The following is a 17,096-nucleotide window of genomic DNA, read 5'->3' as shown; positions in this document are numbered from 1 at the left end:
ACTCAGATGACTGTAACGTTTGCCCATCGCAACACCTTAGCTCACTCCAAGTGTTGCACTTGAAACTTGAGACTAAGGAGGCTCCACCATAGGTTACAAAAGCGAAATCACGCCCGGCTACGAGCGTTTCATCCACTTGGTTAATTAATGCTGTCCAATAGTGGATATCCGACGGTCCCTCTACCCAAAGGATCGCTCGAGCGAGAAACAATTGAGAGGGGCGAATGCCCAAGTCTGCAAGCAGTGCCAACTTAGATGTTGTGGTTTCGATGGGTTCAATCACGGTGCCGTGGTGCGCACCTCTCGTTGCCCTAAATGTTCGCCAGTCGGAGGCCACTGCATCGACTAGTGCCGTTGAGTGTGTTGTGAAAAGCAACTGATGATTTGGCAAGTGTTTCGTAATTATTTTTGCAAGTTCTACTACAGCCCCAGGATGAAGGTGCGACTCAGGTTCATCAATCACGACAAAAAAAGGCCGGTCTGAATGAAGGCGCAAGTACGCCAGAACGATAAGTATTTCGGAGACCCCGGCCCCTAGATCCGCAAGAGGGCACCGTAGTATTTCTTCGCCCCGCTTTACTTCCAGCCAAAAGTTTTCGGTGTTTATGTCTATACGTAGATAGTCTTCGCCCAATAGCAACGCAAACCAAGTTTCGAGATCAGCCTTGCACTTTGTCCAGAACAGTTGATTGTTTTTGTCGTTCTGCTTGCTTTGCAAAGCAGTGATGATGTCTCCACCGTCGGTGGTGTGCTGTATATTCTCAGTTGATTTTCTGGAGGGATCCCTCAGCGGACGAATCTCCATAACTGACATCGCCAAGCAACGACATACCGCAAGACCTAGTCCGCGATGACGGTGAGCATCCGTGATTTGTTCTGAGTAGATGTGATCCGTTAGGAGTAGCTTGTGAGTGCTCCCGTCTCTGATAATGAGAGGTTTTCCATAACAAGACATAGGGATTACAGATAAGTAGCCCGTATTTCCATCACGCGTCATTGTGATAGATACGCGTATCTGCTCGTCATTGAACAGAGTTCTGGGTAATTCCCAAGGGCAACCAAGAGCATCCGTATTGAGATGTATTTCTGCTTTGATTACGCCAGCTTTGCGTAACCAGTGGTCTACTTCTCGCGGATTGAATTGAATTTGCAATGGGGAGAACCACCCCGATCCCGCACAAAGTGCGCTGTTGGTGCGGGACGAATCGCTCCATGGCTCCGCCTTTTCGTAGTCACGGAGTATTTCCCTTAAGCGAACCAAGAAACGTCCGAAATTTGATTTTCCAACGTTGTTTGCGCCAATCATGAGATTGACGCGACCTAGATCGGCAAGGTGTACTTCGTGCTCAGGTGAATACGAGCGCCAGCCCAAAAGTTTCATTTCATTAATCAGCATCGGTTATCTCCGGCTCTGCTTTAGCCAACGCTCGACAACTCCAGCAATCGAATACCACGACGGAGGCCCATCAGACCATGCCTTATGAAAGCGCACGTCCGAGCTGCTAGGCTTAGGGGTAGGCATATCAAATAAAACGCGTCCAGGCAGCGTTACGCCATCACCAGATACCACAGCTTCTCCATCTCGAAGTGAGCTTAGCATTCCAGCCTGATTGCCCAACGTATCAGGTAGCAGTCTAAGAACTCGGGACTGATCAACGTCGGATGTCAGCCTGAGAGCTACAAATGTTCCGCATTGAGAAAGGATCGTAGGTGAGACGTTTGCAGGCCGTTGGGACACAACGACCAAACTAAGGCCATACTTCCGGCCCTCTTTGGCAATGCGCTCAATTGCTTCAACTGCAATTGCATACTTAGCGTCGGATTCAGCGGGTATGTACGCATGGGCCTCCTCGAGAACAAGAGCAACAGGGAGGTTCTCGGCATTGCTATCCCAGTATCTGTAGTCAAAAAACAATCGACATAGAATTCCTATGGCGGTCGCCCGAACTTCTGTTGGTAACCCCGAAAGATCAAGGACAGTCGCATGCACATCTGACTCACCCAATCCAAAAATTTTCTCGAAGAAGGTCGCCATTGACTGTCGAGAATCGACAGCATCAAAGAGAAAGGAAAAACGTGGATCGCGTCTTCGCGACTTCATTTTTTCGACGACTTTTTGTAACGGTTCTCTTTCTGTTTTCGCTGTGATTCCTCCCAAATGTTCATCCAATTTGGAGATGAGCTCATCCCATTCGAAACAAATGGGAGTGTCAACGCTAATCTTCTCGGCATCCAGCTTCGAGTTTTCACCTAGAGACTCTTGTCGAAGGGCTAGCAAGTGCGTTGATAAAAACACCTTCTGATTGCTCCCCAACACCCCACCAGTAAAAACATCAACAAACTCGTCAAAGGTAAGCAGCCAGAACGGGAGATGGAAATCTTGCCATCCGATGCAGCACGAGCGCTCGGAAAACTCTCCTTGAAATGCCGGGCCATACTCGTTGTGAATGTCAAATATGACGAGACGTGGGCGCGCATAGCTTTTGAGAACTGCCTGCGCGAGAGAGGCTACGGTATAGCTTTTCCCCGATCCGGTTGTTCCCAAGACGGCTGAGTGGCGTCCAAAGAATTTGTTCAAATCGAATCGGGCTACTCCTTTGCCAGTACCTACTCTGGTTCCTACCGGGAAAAGCCGATTTCGTGATTCCGCGTCGAGAGCGGCATCTAAGAGTGCATCAAATGCTTCGCCAGTGATGAAGTACGCGGCAGAGCCAACAGGGGGTAGATGATCCACTCCACGTCGAAAGCCGTCAGTGATTGACCCGACAACGACTAGCTCCACTTTTTTGACGTCGGTAAGAATTCGTAGTCCCTTGTTTTGGGGATCAATACGTTCAACCAACTCCTGCCATGCTCGCGTGACTACACATAGGACATCTCCATGCCCTCCGCCGCAATTCACAAATGATCCTACCGTTATGTGTACCTCTTCGCCTGTCTCTAGCGTCACTCTGAGTTGTGTGGCTTCAAGCGTAATTGCGGCACCATCGACAGATACAACTTGTCCAATATTTAGTTTTTCGTTTCGAATCGACATTTCGCCCCCCGGGCAAGAGATGTGATAAGTGAAGGGTACCCTTCGGCATGAAGAAACGCCAACATCATTGTTGAGTCGCGTGCGCCGGATTCTCGTACCGCCCCCCTCGGATATTCTTAAGACAGAACGCAAAGCGCTTCCGCCAATCCACCTCTCGCGCAAGGCCGTAACCCGGAATGCGTATCCGAATCGTAGGTCGGAAAAGCGGAGCGCCTTCCGACGTTTGGAATTTCTTCCAACGTTTGGATTTGATTACTCGGTGAAGGTGATCGACCATCGCCAACGTCGGAAGGCGCCTTCGGCTTTTCCGACCTACGCTTTTCCTAGCTACGCTTTTCCGACGAACCATATGACCGTACTGTTGGCATGACGGACTATCGACGCTATCGGGTTACTGGCGGCACCTATTTTTTTACGGTGAATCTGCTTGAGCGGAAAAATCGCTTGTTGGTCGAGCATATCGACTTGCTGCGCGAAGCAAGGCCGTAACCCGGAATGCGTATCCGAATCGTAGGTCGGAAAAGCGGAGCGCCTTCCGACGTTTGGAATTTCTTCCGACGTTTGGATTTGATTGCTCGGTGAAGGTGATCGACCATCGCCAACGTCGGAAGGCGCCTTCGGCTTTTCCGACCAACTATATGACCGTACTGTTGGCATGACGGACTATCGACGCAATCGGGTTACTGGCGGCACCTATTTTTTTACGGTGAATTTGCTTGAGCGGGAAAATCGCTTGTTGGTCGAGCATATCGACTTGCTGCGCGAGGCAGTTCGTGTTGTTAGGCGTCGCCGGCCCTTTCATATCGACGCATGGGTTGTTTTGCCGGATCATCTTCACGCGATGTGGACGCTGCCGACGGGAGATTCCGACTACTCCGGGCGATGGCGGGAGATCAAGAAAGCCTTTGCCAAAGGATTGCCAAAAACAGAGCGTTTGTCTGCCGTGCGTGCGGCCAAAGGCGAGCGTGGCATCTGGCAGAGGCGCTTCTGGGAGCACACGATCCGTGATGACGCTGACTACGCTGCGCACATGGATTACGTGCACTTCAACCCGGTAAAACACGGCTGGGTACGGCGTGTGGCGGATTGGCCGCACTCGACATTTCACCAACTGGTGAAATCCGGTGTTTATCCGGCAGATTGGGGCGATGGTGTCGAAGAGAGCTCCCGTCATCCGGCAGAGTGACCGAATACCCCGAATATTCCTAGGGCGGAACGCAGAGCGGTTCCGCCCATCCACCTCTCGCGCAGCCTGATGCATGCCACCTGGTGGCGGCTGGCGGAAGCTCCTGCGGAGTTCCGTTCTGCGAGATTGGGGCTACTTTTCGTGTAGTGCCAGGGCCGCAGGGTGGGGGCCCGAGCAACCCACCGCTTTCCCTTGCGCACGGCACCGTGGCTGATCGCTGCGCGTGTTCAGGACCAAGGGTGCAATGCTCTTCGGCTATTGCACACTTGTGCTCACGATTCAGGCTAGCGCGTGGCGCAGGCTGTCGGCCAGTGCGGTGACAGTTTTGTCAAAGCACAGGCTTTCATTGCCGAAGACAAGGTAGAGCGGCGTCTTGCGGACTTGCGCGGATGCGACGGGCAGTCGTTTTAGCTGGCCGCTGTCGATCAGCGTCGCCACGCGGTTGATCGGTAGCCAGCCGTATCCGACGCCGTGACAGACCGCTTCGACAGCTGCTTCGACGGTGGTGAATGACCATACCGGCCGGGCGCCGCGCATCTGCGTGCGCTGCATGGCGCGATCGGTAATGACTACCAGTGGATATTGTTCGAGCTGCGCTTGACTGAGCGGGTCGCCAAGTTGGTGCAGGGGGTGGTCGGCATGGGCGAGCGCGACGAAGTCGATATTGAGCAGGAAGCTTGCCGTGGCATCGCTATCGGGCTTCTGGGTGATCACATACAGCTCGGCCTCCTGACGGTTCAGGATGTTTTCGCTCTCGGTGCGCAATACTTCCGCCACATGCACCTGTACTGCGGGCCAATCCTGGCTGAAGTGCAGCAGGGCGGCAAATAGCTGTGCTTTCGGCAAGACCGAATCGACGACCAGCCCAACACTTCCCCGCACGCCGGCTTTCAGGCTGGCGGCGCGGGATTCCAGCTGACGGAAGCCGGCGAGCAGTGGCTGCGCTTGAGCCAGCATGACGCGCCCGGCTTCAGTCAGTTCGGCCTTGCGGCCTTGGATGTGCAGCAGCTCAATGCCCAGGCGCTCCTGCAGCGCAGCCAGCGCATAGCTGACCGAAGACTGGCTGCGGTTAAGTCGCTCTGCGGCGCGCACATAGCTGCCTTCCTCGACCAGCGTCTGTAGCACGAGCCATTGTTCCAGAGTGGTGCCGGGCGACATCCAGACTCCTCAAGATGAGTGAAAGCGATGCTGGAATATATCTGTAAATCGGATTGTTTTGATCAGAAATCAGCGCCAATCAATCGAATTGTTTGGGTAAGAATAGGTGCTCATCGAATCAACTCATCAAGAGGAGAAACATCATGGCCACATTCGACAAGGAAGACCTCAGCGGCTTCATCGGCAAACACCTCGTCTATACCTACGACAACGGCTGGAACTACGAGATTTACGTTAAGAACGCTACCACCCTCGACTACCGCATCCACAGTGGCATTGTTGGCAATCGCTGGGTCAAGGATCAGAAGGCGTACATTGTTCGCGTCGCGCAGGCGGTCTACAAAATCTCCTGGACGGAGCCGACCGGCACCGATGTGAGCCTGATCGTCAATCTGCAGGACAAGGTTTTTCACGGGACGATCTTTTTCCCGCGCTGGGTCATCAACAATCCGGAGAAAACCGTCTGCTTCCAGAACGAGCACATCGCACAGATGGAAGCCTACCGCGCAGCAGGCCCGGCCTACCCGACCGAAGTCATCGACGAATTTGCCACCATTACTTTTGTGCGCGATTGCGGCCCGAATGACGATACGGTGATCAGCTGCGCAGCCAGTGAGCTGCCTGCCAACTTTCCGGCCAGTTTGAAGGCATGAGTTGAAGGACCGTGGGGTGCGCTTGCGCATGGCATCCAAGGGGCCGCAGGCTGCGGCGCCCGGGCTGGCCGGGGAGTCAGGCGCTGCCTGACTCCCGGTTGCCTGCTTCAACGCAGGCGGGCTTTCAGCTCTTCGCTGGCCTGGTGCAGGGCGGCACGTGTGGCGGGCACATCGGCGAGGGCGTTGAGCAGTCCGAAGTCATGGATCATGCCGTTGTAGCGGGTCGCCACGACCTTGACGCCGGCAGCGTCCAGCTTGCGTGCATAGGCTTCACCCTCGTCGCGCAGCACGTCTTTTTCGGCGGTCTGGATCAGGGTGGGCGGCAGTCCCTTGAGTTGCTCGGCCGTCGCTTGCAGCGGTGAGGCGTAGATCTCCTGACGCTGGGCGGGATTGCTCGTGTAGGCATCCCAGAACCATTTCATCATGCCCTTCGTGAGGAAGTGGCCGTTGGCGAATTCGTCGTAAGAGGCGTTCTCGAAATTCGCATTGGTCACCGGCCAGAACAACACCTGTGCGCGCAGTGCCGGGGTGCCTTTGGCTTTTGCCATCAAGGCGACGGCGGTGGCCATGTTGCCGCCGACGCTGTTGCCGGCGATGGCGAGCCGCTTGCCATCGACCTTGATCTGGGCGCCGTTGTCGGCCACCCATTGGGTGGCGGCGTAGATTTCATTGAGCGCCACCGGGTAACGCGCTTCGGGCGACGGCGTGTAATTGACGAAGATGGCCACGGCGCCCGAGTCAGCGACGAGATCGCGGACGAAGCGTTCGTGCGTCGGGAAGTCGCCAAGAATCCAGCCGCCACCATGCACGAAGATGAAGGCGGGCAGCGTGCCCTGCGCACCGGCGGGCCGCACGATGTTCAGCACGAGCGACTTGCCATCGACCTGGATGATCTTCTCGCTGACTTCAGCGGGCGGCAGCTTGGCGCCCTTTTGTGCGTCGATGAGCACCTGGCGTGCAGCGGCTGGCGACAGGCTTTCGATGGACGGGCCGCCGCCTTGGGCGAGCGCTTCGAGTAAGCCCTGGGTCGTGTGTTCGACGCCAGCGCTGCCCGCTGCGTGGGCCACACTGCTCAGGGCGGTGATGGCGGACAGGAGCATGAATTTGTAGCGGGGTTTCATGATGGTTCCTTTCGTGACGGATGGCTGAGAGATCAATGCCGGTTGGCAGGACGAACTTTAGGCTTTCCGCTCGGACTAAAAATCACGTAAAGTTCGGTTGAATTGATCAGGAGTACGCGATGATGAATGTCTGCACAGATCGCCTGGAGGCTTTGCTCGACCATTTCCCGGTGCGCGCCCGGATGTTTCACTCCGGCAGCCTGTGCGGCACGACGGATCTCTCAGCGCCCGGTGAGGGCGGGCAGATCCATCTGATCCGCTCCGGCGCGCTGGAGGCTATCCATGCGGCCATCCCTTCATTGCAGATCAGCGAGCCGAGCCTGCTGCTCTATGCGCGGCCGACGCAGCGCTGTTTCGTGACCGACACGCAGCTCGGGGCTGATCTGGCCTGCGCGCAGCTGGATTTCGAAGGCGGCGAGGCCAATCCCATCGTCAGCGCGCTGCCTGAGATCGTGTGTTTGCCGCTTGCGCAGATCGAGGGCGCCAACCCGGTACTGACACTGCTGTTCGCCGAAGCGTTTGGCAGCAATTGCGGCAAGCAGGCGCTGGTGGATCGGCTCTTTGAAGTGGTGCTCATCCAGGTGCTGCGCCACCTGATGGAAACGGGCGAGCTGCACAGCGGGATGCTGGCCGGCCTGTCGCATCCCAAGCTGCGCAAGGCGCTGGTGGCCATGCACGAAGAGCCGGCCAGCGATTGGTCACTGGATGCTTTGGCGCTTGCCGCCGGCATGTCGCGCACGGTGTTCGCCGAAACCTTCCGCCGCGTCGTGGGCTGCACGCCGGGCGCGTATCTGCAGGCCTGGCGGGTCAGCCTGGCGCAAAAGGCCTTGCGCCGGGGCGCGCAGCTGAAAATGATCGCCGCGCAAGTGGGCTATGGCAGTGAGGCCGCGCTGTCACGCGCATTCAAGGCGCATAGCGGTGTGGGCCCGCGTGAGTGGCGGCAGCGTGGCACTTAAAGCCGGCGCGCCGCAGCGCCCCGAAGCCCTGTCGCGCTGGCCGTTTGCAGCGCATTCGTAAACGCTCAGAACTTCTGCTTGAAAAAGCCGGACAATGGCGGCCGGATCATTTTGAGCAGCGGCTGGGCATTCCATGGAAATCAAGGTCAACTTTCTCGACAAGCTTCGTCTCGAAGCCAAGTTCGACGACTTCACGGTCATTGCCGATCAGCCGATCCGCTACAAGGGCGATGGTTCGGCGCCGGGGCCGTTCGATTACTTTCTGGCTTCGTCCGCCTTGTGTGCGGCCTACTTCGTGAAGCTGTACTGCGACACGCGCGGCATCTCGACCGAGCACATGCGCCTGTCGCACAACAACATGGTCGATCCGGAGAATCGCTACAAGCAGATTTTCAAGATCCAGATCGAGCTGCCGCCGGATATCTCGGAGAAGGATCGCCAGGGCATTCTGCGTTCCATCGACCGTTGCACGGTCAAGCGCGTGGTGCAGAACGTGCCGGACTTCATCATCGAAGAGGTGGAGAGTCTGGATGCCGATGCGCAGGCCTTGCTGCTGCCAAATCTGGCGGCCGGGGCGGGCACCTGTATCGCCGGCAAGGATCTGCCACTCGAAGAAACCATCGCCAATATGTCGGGCGTGCTGGCCGATCTGGGCATGAAGATCGAGATCGCCTCGTGGCGCAATATCGTGCCCAATGTGTGGTCGCTGCATATCCGCGATGCGCATTCGCCGATGTGTTTCACCAATGGCAAGGGCGCGAGCAAGGAAAGCGCGCTGGCTTCGGCCCTCGGTGAATTCATCGAGCGCGCCAACTGCAATCACTTCTACAACGATCAGTTCTGGGGCGAGGACATCGCCAATGCGCCCTTCGTGCATTACCCGGACGAGCGCTGGTTCAAGCCGGGCCGCAAGGATGCGCTGCCGAAGGAGATCCTCGACGACTACTGTCTGGCGATCTACAACGCTGATGGCGAGCTGCGCGGCTCGCATCTCTACGACACCAATTCCGGCAATGTGGCGCGCGGCATCTGTTCGCTGCCCTATGTGCGCCAGTCGGACGGCGCGGTGGTGTACTTCCCGACCAATCTGATCGACAACCTGTTCCTCAGCAATGGCATGAGCGCCGGCAACACCCTGGTCGAAGCACAGGTGCAATGCTTGTCGGAGATCTTCGAGCGCGCGGTGAAGCGCGAAATCCTCGAAGGCGAAATCGCGCTGCCCGATGTGCCGCCGGAAGTGCTGGCGAAGTACCCCGGCATCCTCGCCGGCATCCAGGGTCTGGAGGAGCAGGGCTTTCCTGTGCTGGTGAAGGATGCTTCGCTCGGCGGGCAGTACCCGGTGATGTGCGTCACCCTGATGAACCCGCGCACCGGCGGCGTGTTTGCCTCCTTCGGCGCGCATCCGAGTTTCGAAGTGGCGCTGGAGCGCAGCCTCACCGAGCTGCTGCAAGGGCGCAGCTTCGAGGGCCTTAACGATCTGCCACAGCCGACCTTTGAGAGCAATGCGGTGACCGAGCCGAACAACTTCGTCGAGCACTTCATTGATTCGAGCGGCGTGGTGTCCTGGCGCTTCTTCAGCGCCAAGCATGATTACGAATTCGTCGAGTGGGACTTCTCCGGCCAGGGCAAGAACAGCAATGCCGAGGAAGCCGCAAGCCTGTTCGGCATTCTCGAAGCGATGGGCAAGGAAGTGTACATGGCGGTGTACGACAAGCTGGGGGCAACGGCTTGCCGCATCCTGGTGCCGGGCTACTCCGAGGTCTATCCGGTTGAAGACCTGATCTGGGACAACACCAACAAGGCGCTCGCCTTCCGCGCCGACATACTGAATCTGCATAGTCTCGACGACGACGCGCTGCGGGCGCTGCTGGAGCGTCTGGACGACAGCGAGCTGGACGTCTACACCGACATCATCACCCTGATCGGCATCGAGTTCGACGAGAACACCGACTGGGGCCAGCTGACAATTCTGGAGCTGAAGCTGCTGATCAACCTCGCGCTGCAGGAGTTTGAAGCCGCGAAAGAGCTGGTGGAAGCCTTCCTGCAGTTCAACGAAAACACCGTCGAGCGCGGCCTGTTCTATCAGGCGCTGAACGTGGTGCTGGAAGTCGTGCTGGACGATGAACAGGACGGGGGGCTGGAACTCGCCGACTACGAGCCCAACTTCCGCCGTATGTTTGGCAACGCGCGCATGGATGCGGTGCTGGGCTCGGTCGATGGCAGCGTGCGCTTCCACGGCCTGACGCCGACCAGCATGAAGCTGGAAGGGCTGGACAGGCACCAGCGCCTGATCGACAGCTACAAGAAAATGCACAGCGCACAAGCCCGCGTGGCGGCGCTGGCTAGCTAGGCCCGAGGGGCAGCCACCTCACGCTGAGTGGCACGGGCTGCAGGCATCCTTGCGCACGGATGTCTGTACTTCGCCTGTGTGCAGATGCCGCTGTTCTGCAGTCATTCAAATTCTCGACTTGCCCGGCGCCTTGAAGCGCCGGGCTGTCCTGCCTGGGGCTTGCGCGGTTTCGCCGCTCAGTCGGCCTCGGGAACAATGGACGCCAGCACCGACTCCAGTATTTCTGCCGAGAGGGCTTCGTCCTCAACCGCGCGTGCGAGCACGAGCGCGCCCACCATGCTGGCGTAGATCGTCAAGGCGCGCTGATGCTTGGCGCGTCGGGTGCGGCCCGTGACAAGCTCGGTGATGAGCTCGACGGTTGTGCGCACGCCTTGCGTAAACGCGGCGCGCAGGGGAGAGCCGTGGCGTGCGGCCTCGGCGCCGAGCGCCGCCATTGCACATCCTTCGCCGCGCTGATCGCGGTGCGTGGTCGACAGGTAAGTGGACGCGATGATCGCCAGGGCGTTCTCGCGGTCATGCTCGACGACTTGCCGCAGCGTGTTCAGGCTGCCCTCCAACGCGTGCATGCTGGCTTGCGCCATCAGATCCTCTTTCGACGCGAAGTGCCCATAGAAGCCGCCGTGCGTCATGCCGGCGGATTTCATCAGGTCGGCCACACCGATGCCGTCGAAGCCGCGCTCGCGGAACAACTTGGCCGCCGTATCGATGATCCGCTCGCGGTTTTGTGCTGCTTCAGCTCTGCTGACTTTCACTTTTCTGCCTCACTCATTCCACAACGTTCTTGACATTATAGATTACGAACGTAATATATAAACAATGATGACGATCATCATTTAAAGGCGGCCGGCAATTAACCAGCAGAGTGCTTGGCCATCAGACCCCCAACAATCTGGAGCAAACATGAACAAGCACGACAAACAGGGCACAGCTCTGATTACAGGCGCCTCAACAGGCATTGGTGCGGCATACGCCGAGCGTCTGGCGCAACGCGGGTTTGACCTGCTGTTGGTAGCACGCGATCAAGCGCGGCTGGACGATGTGGCGGCGCGACTGCGCGCCGAGTTCGGCGTCAGCGTCGATACCCTGAGCGCAGATCTGACTGTCGCCACCGATGTCGCCCGGGTGGTGCAGCGCCTGAGCAGCGATTCGTCGATCAGCATGCTGGTGAACAATGCGGGCGTTGCCGTCAGCACTTCACTGCTGGATTCCGACCCCGACGCGCTGGAGCGCATGATCAGCCTGAACGTGCTGGCCGTGACGCGACTTGCCGTGGCCGCTGCCGGGGCTTTCGCCACGCGCGAGCGCGGCACGCTGATCAACGTTGCGTCGGCCCTGGCGCTGGCGCCGGAGCTCTTCAACGGCGCTTACAGTGGCACCAAGGCCTATGTGCTCAACCTCAGCCAGGCATTGGACAAGGAGCTGGCGCCCAAGGGCGTGCGCGTGCAAGTGGTCTTGCCCGGCGCGACACGTACCGAGCTGTGGGCGCGGGCCGGCGTTGATATCGCCAATCTGCCCGCCGCGATGGTGATGGAAGTTGGCGAGATGGTCGATGCGGCACTGGCCGGCCTGGATCTGGGCGAGACGGTGACGATTCCGTCCCTGCCTGAAATCGCCGACTGGAATACCCTCAACGCAACGCGCCTCAGCCTTACTCCGCGCATCTCTCTGCAACACGCGGCTGCACGTTATGGGAAGGCCGCCGCATGAGCAGCAAGATTGCGATCGTGACCGGAGCCTCATCAGGCATCGGCAAAGCAACGGCAGAGCGGCTCGCGCACGCGGGCTACCGGGTCTATGGCACCAGCAGACGAGGCGGGGTGATGGGCAGCCGTCCTTTCTCGATGCTGCCGCTGGATGTGACCAGCGACGCTTCTGTGGAGGCGCTGGTTGAGGAATTGTTGCGTCAGCACGGGCACATCGACCTGCTCGTCAATAACGCCGGTTTCGGCGTGGCGCCGGCTGGCGCGGAGGAGGTCTCTATCGAGCAGGCGCGCTCGATTTTCGAGACCAACTACTTCGGGCTGGTGCGCATGACCAGCGCCGTGGTGCCGCACATGCGGAGCCAGGGCAGCGGCCGCATCATCAACATCAGCTCGGTGCTGGGCTTCCTGCCCGCGCCGTATATGGCGCACTACGCGGCGACCAAGCATGCGGTCGAGGGCTATTCCGAATCGCTCGATCATGAGCTGCGCACGCGCGGCATCCGCGTCTCGCTTATAGAGCCTGCCTACACCAACACACAGTTCGACAGCAATGCGCTGGAGGCCGATACTCCGCTCGATGAGTACCGCGCGGTACGGGTTGGACTGAGCAAGCTTGTGCGCAAGCTGGTTGAAGCGGGCGACAAGCCTGAGGTGGTGGCCGATGTGGTGCTCGAAGCCGTCAGCGCCGCCAATCCGAAAATCCGCTACACAGCGGGCAAGCTGGCGCATCGTTTGCGACTGGCGCGACGCTTCGCGCCGGCCGCTTTGCTCGACATGGGCATTCGACGAGATCTGCTGCTGGATACCTTTACGCGCGCAGGAAAAATATGATGAAAGCACTTGTCTTGAAGCGCTATGGCAAATCCGCGCAGCTCGAATTCGCCGAGCTGCCACGGCCCACAATCAAGTCGGATGAAATGCTCGTCGAGGTTCATGCCGCCGGATTGAATCCGGTCGATAACATGATCCCGACGGGCGCCTTCAAGCCCATCCTGAAGTTCCAGCTGCCGGCGACGATGGGCAGCGATCTGGCCGGTGTGGTGGTGGAAGTGGGCAGTCGCGTCACGCGCTTCAAGGTGGGCGACGCTATTTTTGCCAGCCTTTTCGATCTGGGCATCGGGTCGCTTGCCGATTTTGCCGTGGTGCCCGAGCGCGCTGCGGCGCTCAAGCCGGCCAATCTGGACTTCGTGGAAGCCGCCTCGATCCCGATGGTCGGGCTCACCGCCTGGCAAGCCCTGCGTGTGCGCGCAGATATACAACCCGGTCACAAGGTATTCATTCCCGCAGGCTCGGGCGGCATCGGCACCTTCGCCATCCAGCTCGCCAAACATTTCGGCGCCAAGGTCGGTACAACGACCAGCACCGGCAATCTGGATCTGGTGAAGCGCCTCGGTGCGGACGAGATCATCGATTACAAAAAGCAGGCGTTCGAGCAGACCTTGCAGGGCTATGACATGGTGCTGGGCACCGTGCGTGGCGACGGCATCGAGAAGTCGCTGCAGATCCTGAAGCCCGATAGCCAGGTCATCTCGCTGGTCGGCCCGCCTGACGCCGCGTTCGCCCGCAAGCGAGGCATGAACTTCGTGCTGAAGTGCTTGTTCGGTTTGTTGAGCAGCAAGATCATCCGGCGAGCGCGGCAGCGCGGCGCCGCCTACTCATTCCTCTTCGTGCGCGCTGATGGCCGCCAGCTCTCGCAGATTAGCAAGCTGCTGGAGGCAGGCCACATCCGCCCGGTGATCGACAGGGTATTTCCCTTCGCCCAGACTCTTGAGGCGCTTGCCTATCTGGAGCAAGGCCGGGCCAAAGGCAAGGTCGTTGTGCAGATGCTGAGGGCCTGAGCAGCGCGCGTGATCAGCAAATCGCCCGGCTGGAGGCGTTCGCGTCATCCGGGTTCAGGTCCTTGCCTTGAAGGCGCTCCCGGATTCCGCTGCGCTCCGAGCCTAGCCTAGGGCGTGTTTACGTTCACGCAATCCGCTGGGTGAATGTGAACGCGCGCTAGCGAACGGTGAGAGGCTCAGGCCTTGCGTTGCCAGATTTTGATGATCAAACGGTGGTCGCCAGCACGTTGATCGCCAGGCCATGCGCAGCCTGTGCCAGGCGTTCATCATTGGTCCACAGTGCATCGCAGCCGTGATGCTGCGCCGTCGCCAGATGCAAGGCGTCTGGCGTCTTGAGGCCGAAGCGCGCGCGCAATTGCGCGCCCTGAATGAATACCGCTTCCGGCATGTCCAGCTGCGCGAAGTGCTGCAGCCCTTCCTCGTAGTAGCGTTGCAGCACGAGATTGCCGTGTTTCATCGGCGCGACCAGACATTCGAATTTGACCAGCGGCGATATCGCGAGGCGGTCTGCCACCTGGGTGGCGAGGGCTGCGCGTGCGCGAGCACCGAATAGCGGGTCATCTTCAAAGGCGTAGATCACCAGGCAGGTGTCGACATAGATCATTCCCACCCTGCGCGTTCCTCGTTGAGTGCAGCTTCAATTGCCTCATGACTGCGGCGAGCGTGTGCAGGCAGCGGGTGCTGTGCCAGCCAGGCGAGTACGCCGCCAGGCTGCGCATCACCAGTTCCGGTGTTGCCGGCGCCCGTCGCGATCAGTCGGGCAACCGGCACGCCACGGTTCGCGATGATGACCTCTTCACCGGCCTGTGCGGACTTGACGAGCTGTGACAGACGATTTTTGGCGGCGAGAATATTGACTTGCATGGCGGTCTTTCTAGACGTGGAGTACACGTCAAGGCTAGCATGTTGAAAATATATAGCCAAGTTAGCCAGGATGTGGCTGGATTCAGGCCTGGCCGCTGCGCTGGTTCATGTCTTGACCTTGATGCGCGCCTGGACTCCGCTGCGCTGTCTCCGGCTACACGGTCCGCAACTACTCCACCCGCTCGATTTGCACCGCGAACTTGCCCGGCGCCTTGAGCAACTCCACACCTGAATCAAGCTTGCCCAGACTGACCAGGCCACTGGAGTAGCGAAAGCTTTTGTGGAATAGCGCGAGGTTGCCCCAGGGCGCGTAGTAGCTGATGTCGCCAGCGCTGGGCGTGAAGCCCTCGGGCGCGTCGCGGGTGCTGAGCTTGCGCGGCGGGTAGGCGATCTTTTCCGTCGCAGCGTAGTCCTCCAGCGTCAGCGTGAGCGGTAGCAGGCTGTAGAAATCGCGCGCGCTGGGGTTGTCGTAGAGGGTGGCGCGCAGGCTCTGGCCGTTGAGGAGGAGGCGTATCTTCATGGGGCGGGCATCTTGTGCCGTGGCGCTGACGAGGCTGCCGCACAGCAGGGCGGCCAGCGCGAGCAGGTGGCGGCGTGTCATGTTGGCTGGCCTGTGTTGAGGGCCAGCAGGTCGGCGGGCGTGTCGATATCGAGCAGGCAGCCGGGGTCGTCCACGGGGACGCGCACAATGTTTTGGGCATGCTCGCGCAGGATGTCGCGTGCGCCGGCATCGCCCTGCAAGGCGCCGAGCGCATCGCCCCAGCGCGCGGCGAAGCCGACCGGGTGGCCGCGTCGGCCAGCGTGAAACGGGGCGACGATGTCGGCACCTTCGCGCAGGGCGGAGGCGAGGGCGCGGACGGTGCCAGGCTTGAGGCAGGGCATGTCGCCGAGGGCGACGAGCCAGGCTTTCGCCGGCTCAGGCATGGCTGCGCGCGCGGCACGGATGCCGCTGGCCAGGGTGCTGCCCATGCCTTCGTGCGCGTTGGCGACCTCGATGATGTCGACCTCAAGCCCGGCCAGGGCCTGAGCCAGCTGGGGCTGGCCGGGGCGGATCAGCGCAATGCAGTGATCCGTACCGGCGAGGAGTGCCCGCGCGCTGGCCGCGATGATCAGCTCACCATCGGGCAGGCGTTGCAGCAGCTTGTTGTCGCCAAAGCGCTGCGCGCTGCCGGCAGCGAGGAGGAGGCCGACGAGCCGTGGCGTATCCATGCGTTCAGGGCAGGGCGCAGGCGCTGGCCTGGCTGTTGGCGGGCGCGGCGCTCCAGCGCGGCAGCTGGGCGTCAAGCTGAACACCATTGCGCACGGCGACCATCTCGGCGAGGATCGCCACGGCGATCTCGGGCGGCGTGTGGCTGCCGATGGGCAGGCCGATCGGGCCGTGCAGGCGGCTGAGCTCTGCGGCCGTAAAGTCAAAATGCGTCATCAGGCGTTCGCGGCGGGCGTCGTTGTTGGCACGTGAGCCGACCGCACCGACGTAGAAGACGGGCGAGCGCAGGGCTTCGAGCAGCACCATGTCATCGAGCTTGGGGTCGTGAGTGAGCGCGACGACGGCGCAGCGGGCGTCGGGCACCATGGCCAGCAGGGTGTCGTCGGGCATGCTGGTGACCAGGCGCGTACCGGGCAGATCCCAGCCCTGGATGTATTCCTCGCGCGGGTCGCAGACCGTGATGTCGTAATCGAGCGCCAGCGCCATCTGCGCGAGGTAGCGCGAGATCTGTCCGGCGCCGATGATCAGCAGACGCCACTGCGGGCCGTGTACGGTGAGCAACTGCTGGCCGTCCCAGCGCATCGCTTCGCCGCGCCGCGCTTGGCTGAGCGTGGTACGGCCGCTGGCCAGATCGACGCGCTTGGCGACGAGCTGGTGCAGGCCCAGGCGGGCGGCCAGTTCGTAGAGCACGGCCAGATCGGGCTGCGGTTCGACGATCACTTCGAGCCGCCCGCCGCAGGGCAGGCCGATGCGTTCGGCCTCTTCCTTGGTGACGCCATAGACCAGGGCGAAAGGCCGCTCGCCAGCCAGGCGCCCTTCGCGCATGCGCTCGATGAGGTCGTCTTCGATGCAACCGCCGGAGACCGAGCCTTCGACCAGACCATCTTCACGCAGCACCAGCCAGGCGCCGGGCGGGCGCGGCGCCGAACCCCAGGTGCGCGCTACCGTCACCCAGGCGAAACGGCGCCCTTCGGCGGCCCAGCGTTGTGCGGTGGCGAGCACCTGCAGATCGACGCTGTCCAT

General features: G+C 60.0%; 17 protein-coding genes. 7 read left to right on the top strand and 10 right to left on the bottom strand.

Annotation, left to right across the window (positions count from 1 at the left end):
• Together ABDB84_RS18395 and ABDB84_RS18390 are read right to left on the bottom strand one after the other, a co-directional pair.
• The coding region (locus ABDB84_RS18395; RefSeq protein ID WP_345921239.1) for an AAA family ATPase at positions 1 to 1,396 on the bottom strand (1,396 nt) is incomplete at its 3' end.
• Positions 1,397 to 1,399: 3 nt separating this feature from the next.
• Entirely contained in the window at positions 1,400 to 3,037 is a 1,638-nt protein-coding gene (locus tag ABDB84_RS18390) for an ATP-binding protein (protein WP_345921238.1), read from the bottom strand.
• 571 nt (positions 3,038 to 3,608) lie between these two features.
• Between ABDB84_RS18390 and ABDB84_RS18385 the strand changes: the two genes are divergently transcribed.
• Complete coding sequence (locus tag ABDB84_RS18385; protein ID WP_345921237.1) at positions 3,609 to 4,223, top strand: REP-associated tyrosine transposase; 615 nt, start codon at positions 3,609 to 3,611, stop codon at positions 4,221 to 4,223.
• A 279-nt stretch (positions 4,224 to 4,502) separates the two neighbouring features.
• Here the strand turns inward: ABDB84_RS18385 and ABDB84_RS18380 are convergent, their stop codons facing one another.
• Complete coding sequence (locus tag ABDB84_RS18380) at positions 4,503 to 5,381, bottom strand: LysR family transcriptional regulator (protein ID WP_345921236.1); 879 nt, start codon at positions 5,379 to 5,381, stop codon at positions 4,503 to 4,505.
• 143 nt (positions 5,382 to 5,524) lie between these two features.
• On the opposite strand from ABDB84_RS18380, the gene ABDB84_RS18375 reads away from it, so the two are divergent.
• Positions 5,525 to 6,034: a phenolic acid decarboxylase gene (locus ABDB84_RS18375; RefSeq protein ID WP_345921235.1), complete on the top strand. Its 510-nt coding sequence runs from the start codon at positions 5,525 to 5,527 to the stop codon at positions 6,032 to 6,034.
• A gap of 107 nt (positions 6,035 to 6,141) precedes the next feature.
• Here ABDB84_RS18375 and ABDB84_RS18370 read toward each other — a convergent pair whose 3' ends face one another.
• Positions 6,142 to 7,155, bottom strand: coding sequence for an alpha/beta hydrolase (locus tag ABDB84_RS18370; RefSeq protein ID WP_345921234.1), 1,014 nt, complete (start codon positions 7,153 to 7,155; stop codon positions 6,142 to 6,144).
• 119 nt (positions 7,156 to 7,274) lie between these two features.
• On the opposite strand from ABDB84_RS18370, the gene ABDB84_RS18365 reads away from it, so the two are divergent.
• Together ABDB84_RS18365 and ABDB84_RS18360 are read left to right on the top strand one after the other, a co-directional pair.
• Entirely contained in the window at positions 7,275 to 8,111 is an 837-nt protein-coding gene (locus ABDB84_RS18365) for an AraC family transcriptional regulator (RefSeq protein WP_345921233.1), read from the top strand.
• A 133-nt stretch (positions 8,112 to 8,244) separates the two neighbouring features.
• Entirely contained in the window at positions 8,245 to 10,461 is a 2,217-nt protein-coding gene (locus tag ABDB84_RS18360) for an OsmC domain/YcaO domain-containing protein (RefSeq protein ID WP_345921232.1), read from the top strand.
• Between the two features lie 176 nt (positions 10,462 to 10,637).
• Here the strand turns inward: ABDB84_RS18360 and ABDB84_RS18355 are convergent, their stop codons facing one another.
• Positions 10,638 to 11,213, bottom strand: coding sequence for a TetR/AcrR family transcriptional regulator (locus tag ABDB84_RS18355; protein ID WP_345921231.1), 576 nt, complete (start codon positions 11,211 to 11,213; stop codon positions 10,638 to 10,640).
• A gap of 148 nt (positions 11,214 to 11,361) precedes the next feature.
• On the opposite strand from ABDB84_RS18355, the gene ABDB84_RS18350 reads away from it, so the two are divergent.
• From ABDB84_RS18350 to ABDB84_RS18340, 3 genes are read left to right on the top strand one after another with little or no spacing between them, the layout of a single operon-like run.
• Positions 11,362 to 12,168, top strand: a complete 807-nt coding sequence (locus tag ABDB84_RS18350; protein ID WP_345921230.1) for an SDR family NAD(P)-dependent oxidoreductase — start codon at positions 11,362 to 11,364, stop codon at positions 12,166 to 12,168.
• Positions 12,165 to 12,995 (top strand): oxidoreductase, encoded by an 831-nt coding sequence (locus ABDB84_RS18345; protein WP_345921229.1) that lies wholly within the window; start codon positions 12,165 to 12,167, stop codon positions 12,993 to 12,995. The genes ABDB84_RS18350 and ABDB84_RS18345 overlap by 4 nt, the downstream gene beginning before the upstream one ends.
• A complete protein-coding gene (locus ABDB84_RS18340) occupies positions 12,992 to 14,002 on the top strand; it encodes an NADP-dependent oxidoreductase (RefSeq protein WP_345921228.1) in 1,011 nt (336 codons plus the stop codon). Before ABDB84_RS18345 ends, ABDB84_RS18340 begins: the two co-directional genes overlap by 4 nt.
• Positions 14,003 to 14,207: 205 nt before the next feature.
• Here ABDB84_RS18340 and ABDB84_RS18335 read toward each other — a convergent pair whose 3' ends face one another.
• The 5 genes from ABDB84_RS18335 to ABDB84_RS18315 all read right to left on the bottom strand — a co-directional run bounded on the left by ABDB84_RS18335 (position 14,208) and on the right by ABDB84_RS18315 (position 17,096).
• Positions 14,208 to 14,606, bottom strand: a complete 399-nt coding sequence (locus ABDB84_RS18335; protein ID WP_345921227.1) for a type II toxin-antitoxin system VapC family toxin — start codon at positions 14,604 to 14,606, stop codon at positions 14,208 to 14,210.
• The gene (locus tag ABDB84_RS18330) at positions 14,603 to 14,866 is read right to left on the bottom strand and encodes a type II toxin-antitoxin system Phd/YefM family antitoxin (protein ID WP_345921226.1); all 264 of its coding nucleotides are present in this window, start codon (positions 14,864 to 14,866) and stop codon (positions 14,603 to 14,605) included. The genes ABDB84_RS18335 and ABDB84_RS18330 overlap by 4 nt, the downstream gene beginning before the upstream one ends.
• A 169-nt stretch (positions 14,867 to 15,035) precedes the next feature.
• The gene (locus ABDB84_RS18325; RefSeq protein ID WP_345921225.1) at positions 15,036 to 15,467 is read right to left on the bottom strand and encodes a cyclophilin-like fold protein; all 432 of its coding nucleotides are present in this window, start codon (positions 15,465 to 15,467) and stop codon (positions 15,036 to 15,038) included.
• A complete protein-coding gene (locus ABDB84_RS18320) occupies positions 15,464 to 16,075 on the bottom strand; it encodes a nucleotidyltransferase family protein (protein ID WP_345921224.1) in 612 nt (203 codons plus the stop codon). The genes ABDB84_RS18325 and ABDB84_RS18320 overlap by 4 nt, the downstream gene beginning before the upstream one ends.
• A gap of 4 nt (positions 16,076 to 16,079) precedes the next feature.
• The gene (locus ABDB84_RS18315) at positions 16,080 to 17,096 is read right to left on the bottom strand and encodes an XdhC family protein (protein WP_345921223.1); all 1,017 of its coding nucleotides are present in this window, start codon (positions 17,094 to 17,096) and stop codon (positions 16,080 to 16,082) included.

It is taken from the genome of Uliginosibacterium sediminicola, from assembly GCF_039631295.1.
GTDB classification, from domain to species: domain Bacteria; phylum Pseudomonadota; class Gammaproteobacteria; order Burkholderiales; family Rhodocyclaceae; genus Viridibacterium; species Viridibacterium sediminicola.
This window is presented reverse-complemented; position numbering and strand designations above follow the sequence as displayed.